The 6,161-nt window shown below is 33.3% G+C and carries 3 protein-coding genes; 2 read left to right on the forward strand and 1 reads right to left on the reverse strand.

All coding sequences use genetic code 11. The annotated features are described in order from the left end of the window. The first annotated feature begins 721 nt into the window (after nt 1-721). Both ACP6PL_RS15670 and ACP6PL_RS15675 read left to right on the forward strand, forming a co-directional pair. Entirely contained in the window at nt 722-1,900 is a 1,179-nt protein-coding gene (locus tag ACP6PL_RS15670) for an LptF/LptG family permease (protein ID WP_426546198.1), read from the forward strand. A 583-nt stretch (nt 1,901-2,483) separates the two neighbouring features. Continuing rightward, nucleotides 2,484-4,265: a hypothetical protein gene (locus tag ACP6PL_RS15675; protein WP_426546199.1), complete on the forward strand. Its 1,782-nt coding sequence runs from the start codon at nt 2,484-2,486 to the stop codon at nt 4,263-4,265. Nucleotides 4,266-4,746: 481 nt separating this feature from the next. On the opposite strand, the gene ACP6PL_RS15680 is transcribed toward ACP6PL_RS15675, so the two are convergent. Continuing rightward, nucleotides 4,747-5,892: a hypothetical protein gene (locus ACP6PL_RS15680; RefSeq protein ID WP_426546200.1), complete on the reverse strand. Its 1,146-nt coding sequence runs from the start codon at nt 5,890-5,892 to the stop codon at nt 4,747-4,749. Nucleotides 5,893-6,161 lie beyond the last annotated feature (269 nt).

The following is a 6,161-nucleotide window of genomic DNA, read 5'->3' on the forward strand; positions in this document are numbered from 1 at the left end:
GAACTCCTGTCTCCTGTCTCCTAACTCCTAGCTAACGCGCATATTTATAAAGATAAGCTTAGGGGTTCTATATATTAATCATCCGTTCTACTGAACTTATCCAAACTTATCTAACCTGTGGTTGGGCTTTGGAGACGAGCTTCCTGCTTCATTGAGAACCACTCACCACAATCTGTAACCTTATTCTCTCGACAGGCTTAAAATCGGCGGGAACTTCACCTACTCATTTAAATATAACAGTTAAGCTTTGCCATTTACCACTAAAAAATTTGAAAAAGGGCTCGTTTGCGGAGCATTCCGTAAGGATGGGATGGATGGGTTATATCAAATCCGCTTAATTCGGTATAAAAAAAATTTTCATCTTCATTCAAGAGCAAATGTTTCTAAATTCTCTTTCCTCCTGACTCTTTCCTCCTGACTCCTGACTCCTAGATTAACTATCTAATGATACTACCGGATTTGATATTACCTAACCATATCCAATCAACCAAGAGAAAAGTAAGTTTGAGGATATTTAGGTAAGATTTCAGCTTCTGTTTTTACCCCAATATACGATTAACCAAAATCAAATTTCTCTCAGCAATTTCTCAGTTTTATAACTTTACGATGGAGATTAAGCTAACCTTGAATAATATCCTAAAACATCTATTTCATCAGGGCAGAATTAAAAGCTAAGTTGGCTTTCAATTCTGAATTGTACTTGAGCTTAAATCTGAAATATATGGAGCGTAGTATCTCAAAGTCCTTATTTTTCCTCCAAAGATTGGAACCAAAAATTTCAGTCATGGACCGCTACATCATCACAGAATTAATTGGGCCATTTCTCTTTGGTGTAGGATTATTTTCATCTATTGGCATAACAGTCGGGGCAATGTTTGAGTTAGTCCGAAAAGTGACAGAATCTGGACTACCTGTTTCTATTGCCATTCAAGTATTTCTACTCAAAATGCCAGAATTTATTGGCCTGGCATTCCCTATGGCAATGGTACTTGCTACTCTCATGGTTTACAGTCAGATGTCTGGCAATAGTGAGATAGTTGCTCTCCGTAGCTGTGGCATTAGTGTCTATCGAATGGTCATACCTGCGGTGATATTAAGTCTGACAGTAACTGCTTTTAGCTTTGCCCTCAATGAAGTTATTGTACCTAGTGCCAACTATCAAGGCTCTCTCATCCTAGAAAAAACTCTAGAGCAAGAAAATCCTCCTTTCAAAGAAAAAAATATTTTCTATCCAGAGTTTGGGAAGGTCAAGCAACCAGATGGTAGCCTAGACGATACACTTACCCGCTTATTCTACGCCGAAAGGTTTAATGGTAAATATATGAAAGGCGTAACTATTTTGGACCGTTCCCAATATGGAGTTGAGCAAATTGTGTCTTCTGAATCAGCAACTTGGAATGCAGCAGAAAATATTTGGGACTTGTTTAATGGAACAATTTATCTTGTATCTCCAGATGGTTCATATCGTAATATTGTCAAGTTTGACCATCAAAAATTAAAGCTTTCTACTGCTCCTTTAGATTTAGCAGGTAAGAGACGTACTTACAAACAAATGAATATTGTTCAATCTTATGAATATTTAGACTTAATGCGACTAAGTGGAAATTATCGAAAAGTCGTGAAAACCCAAGTCAGAATTCAACAAAAATTGGCTTTACCATTTGTGTGTGTAGTAATGGGTTTAGTAGGAGCAGCTTTAGGAATTAGACCGCAAAGAAGGGCTAATCGAGGTACTAGCTTTGGTATTAGTGTGATAATTATTTTCGGCTATTATTTACTTTCATTTATTACAGGAGCAATGGGACAAAAAGAAATTTTGACTCCTTTTTTGGCAGGATGGCTACCGAATTTTATAGGTCTTGGAGTAGCAGTATTATTGTTAGTAAGAGCCTCAAGGTAATGAATTTAGAATTCAGAATTTAGAATTCAGAATTTAGAATTCAGAAGTCAAAATTGATAAGTTAGAAGTTATTTTTATCATGTGGCTTTAAACTTAATTATTTTGATAATTCAAAAGTAGTCGCGTATCCAGACTAAAATTGTGGGTAAAATCTCTCCCCTTTCCTTGGAGAAGAGGGGTTTGCGGAGAGGTCTTCATTGACTCAAATTTACCCACATTTTCAAGCTAGACAAGATAGTAAGCTAGACAAATTTTCAGCAATTAAAAATTAAGGGTAATTCAAGCAATATTTACGGAAAAATAAAGGTTTAAAGCCTCTCCTTTAAAGGAGAAAACAAATTTTCTTTTTAAGCAATCCTCTTCTTTTTAATAATTATTAATTATTTAACCACCTTATATCATGTCATTTCAGTTATCAGTCAAACTAAATATTTGTAAAAAAATACTTGTTTGTAGTTGTGCTTTAGCGACTATATAAATCTTTTGCACTAAAGCGAAATTACTACCTCCATCCTAACTGTTTTATCAATGCCTGCCTTACTTAATTTTTGACTAAATCAGCTATTTTAAATTTAAACCTAATATGCCAAATCCTTTAATATCCAAAGCAAAAATAACTAGATTTTTATCTATATTACATAAAAATTTAATAAATCGAAGTAGGATATTTTGGTTGGGTTTAAGCATAGCAGTTGTATTAATTTATGGTATTGAATCTCTGAAAGCAGCCTTTGAAACTAAATATATAATCCAAGATGATGCACGACAACATATATTTTGGATGCGTCGTTTTTTAGATACGGAATTATTTCCGAAAGACTTAATTGCTGACTATTTTCAGTCAGTAGCACCTTGGGGTTATAAGACTTTTTATTGGCTAATAACATCCCTAGGTATCGACCCAATTTTTTTAGGTAAATTATTACCAATATTTCTGGGATTAATTTCTACAATTTACTGCTTTGGAGTAAGTTTACAAATTCTGCCAATTCCCGCTGTTGGATTTTTTAGTTCATTGATTTTAAACCAAAGTTTATGGATGGAAGATGACTTAGTTTCTGCTACTCCCAGAGCATTTTTTTATCCACTTTTTTTAGCCTTCTTATATTACTTACTCCGAGGTTCCTTATTTCCTGTTTTGGTAGCGATCGCTCTCCAAGCAGTTTTTTATCCCCACACAGTTTTACTATCACTAACAATCCTAACTATTCGACTATTCGACTATAATCAAAAGCGGTTAAAATTTACCTCAATTAAATTAAATTATTGGCTTTGGTTAGGAGGAATAATAACTGCTGGAATCATACTTTTACCATATAAATTAACTGCTACTGAATTCGGACCAATTATTACTACTACCGCAGCTAAAATACAACCTATTTTTAATTATGCTGATGGTAAATATGGCAGAGCATTCTTTTTTCATCATAATCCCTTAGTTTTTTGGCTCACGGGACCAAGGAGTGGTATCTTATTTTTAGGATTATTTTCACCACTAGCTATAGCTTCATTACTATTACCTTTTCTGCTCAGAAAAGAAAAATTTCCTCTAGCAAAACAAGTTTCTGACAAAGTAGGAATATTAGTTCAAATTTTCATAGCATCACTAGGATTATTTTTTCTGGCTCATATCTTTTTATTTCAGCTTCATTTTCCCAACAGATATATTTACCATAGTATCCGAGTGATGATGGCAATAGCTGCTGGTATTGCCTTGATAATATGGTTGGATAGTTATTTGAAGCAAATTATTTCTCAGCTAGAAAATGGTTTAACTTTCCCACAGAAAATATCTATCGGATGTACAACTATATTATTAGTAATATTAAGTATTATTCCTTTTTCTCAAGACCTAACTATAGATAATCAATCCTACGTTAAAGGCAAGGAAATAGAATTGTATGAATATTTATTAGCACAACCTAAAGATACATTAATTGCTTCCATATCCAAAGAATCAAATAATATTCCTACTTTTGCTCGACGTTCTACCTTAGTCGCACAGGAATACAGTTTACCTTATCATGTAGAATATTATAGCCAATTTAGTCAAAAAGCTATTGATTTAATTCAGGCTCAATATACTTCTAACCCAGAAGAAGTTAATAACTTTATTCAGAATTATGGGGTTGATTTTTGGTTACTCGATCTAACCGCTTATGACTCTAGATATGTAGCCGATAAAGAGTTTATTCGCCAGTATAATTTAGCAGATTCGATTATTTATCAACTGGAGCAAAATCTTATCCCTGCTTTATCCGTTACTATGGAAAGTTGTAGTGTATTAACAAGTAAGCGCATAGCATTATTACCAACATCATGTATTATAAATGAGTTGATTAAATTTACTCAAAATAATCCTTAAAATTATCAAAATTATGTAGTAATTTCTGAATAAATCCTCGGCTTTAAGGGGTAAGTATAACCGAAGTCAGAAGTCAGAAGTTAAATTCTTAGTGTGACTAAATTTGAGAGGAGCGAGAATATTCTAAAAGTAATGGTGACTGCATATATAATCAAGGTTTCGAAGAGAATAATTGATTGATTAAATGCAATAAATAGGCTGCACTCCTTGAAAACTAATGCACTTATAAAACTCAGAATACTGTAAAAGCTTTCACTCCTGTCAAACCTGAAAAAAAACTATTGCCCCTTGCCTTTCTTAACTAAAAATTTTGCAATATATCCTATGTATGTGATATAGCAGTTCTCTTATTAATGAGGTACAGTATTTTTTTCTATTCTCTATACCCTCAAATATAAAACTTATATATCTCACAAATTTGAGAAATACTATATGTGATTTGAATTATCCCAAATTCAAATATTTTAATCATTTCTAATTCCTAAAAAGGATTATGCCAACGCTGGCTATATCCGCGATTATAAAAACTATTATTACGCCTGGAAAAAGGATTGTTTGAAGGAGTTTGTGGTAAGTTTTGATTTACCTGATTAGGGTTTACTCCATAGCTATATCGCTGTTGTTGATTTTGCGGATATCCTTGATTGTTGTAATAGTTAGTTACTCCCCAATTGTTAACTCTATTTACCCCATTTTGATTATTCGCAAAACTATTAGGTACTGCTGGTAATGGTGGAAGATTTAGATTAGTAGGTTGTCTTTGAGAATAGTTATATCCCGGTAAATTGGTTGGGTTATTCGTTTGATTTATTCCGCCTGATAAATCTGTATAGTAAGGTTTTGGAGGACTAGCATTTATAAGTGGTAAAGACTGGTTAGAATTCCTTCTTTCCTGAGATTTAAGAATATTAGATGTCGATCTATTAAGAATGGAAGAAGGTGTAATATCCCTTGGCTTGATTTGAGTGGGGTAGAGGTTAATATTATTTGTTTGAGACTGATAATTAGAGGGAGATTGAGATTGATTTTTAGAACGCAGGTACTCATCCATAGCATTCTGTAGCGCATTGACAGGTTTTTCTGTTTTTTCTTCCTTGTTGGTTGGGTCGAATAAATTCATACTGCGTAATAGGGGAGCAGTAGATAATTGTGTCTTTGACAGTTGATTTGTAGAAGGCAAAGTATTAGTTTGCGCTCTCTCGTAAATATTAATTTTGGGCAGTGGATTAGCTAAATCTTCTTCAGGTTTTGTCAGATTGTTTTGCCTAGCAGATGTATTTTTAGTTTCTCTTTGGGATCTATCAAATAAATTTTCCTGGAAATTTGGTACAGGATTAATTTGAAGTTGTTGAGCATTTTTTAACTCTTCCATTAAAACTGAGGAATTGCCAATATCGCTCATAATAGACACTTCTTCAGGAGATAGATTTTCAGTGATAGTATTGCCGTTTGATACTAAATCATCATCTTCAATGGTTAACCATTCTGGATGCACTGATAATTCCCAAGCAAATAATAGTACTAGAGAAGCAACACCAATTGGTCCCCAAACTAAGGGCTTTGTTAAATGACTAAATCTGGCTCGAAAGTAGCGTATGGATTTAGGTAATTTTTTCTTATCAGACATAGGTTTTGTGCCTTCATTTATTATTTTTTAACTACATTAGTCTGTTTTTCAGTTAGAGTAAAATAATCTCATTTTTGTAGACATACTACTAAATTAACATGAATATAATTATTTCCAAATTACTTGTTAATACCAAATAACTAGAGAGTAGAAAAACTGCAGTAAATTCTCATATATGGGGCTACGCAAGTCAGATAGTACATCCGTTGGATTGGGGAGTTCATTAATTGATAATTGATAATGGATAATTGATAATTACCTCTGGTTAA

Source organism: Dapis purpurea BLCC-M126 (assembly GCF_050015975.1).
Classification (GTDB): Bacteria; Cyanobacteriota; Cyanobacteriia; order Cyanobacteriales; family Microcoleaceae; genus Trichodesmium.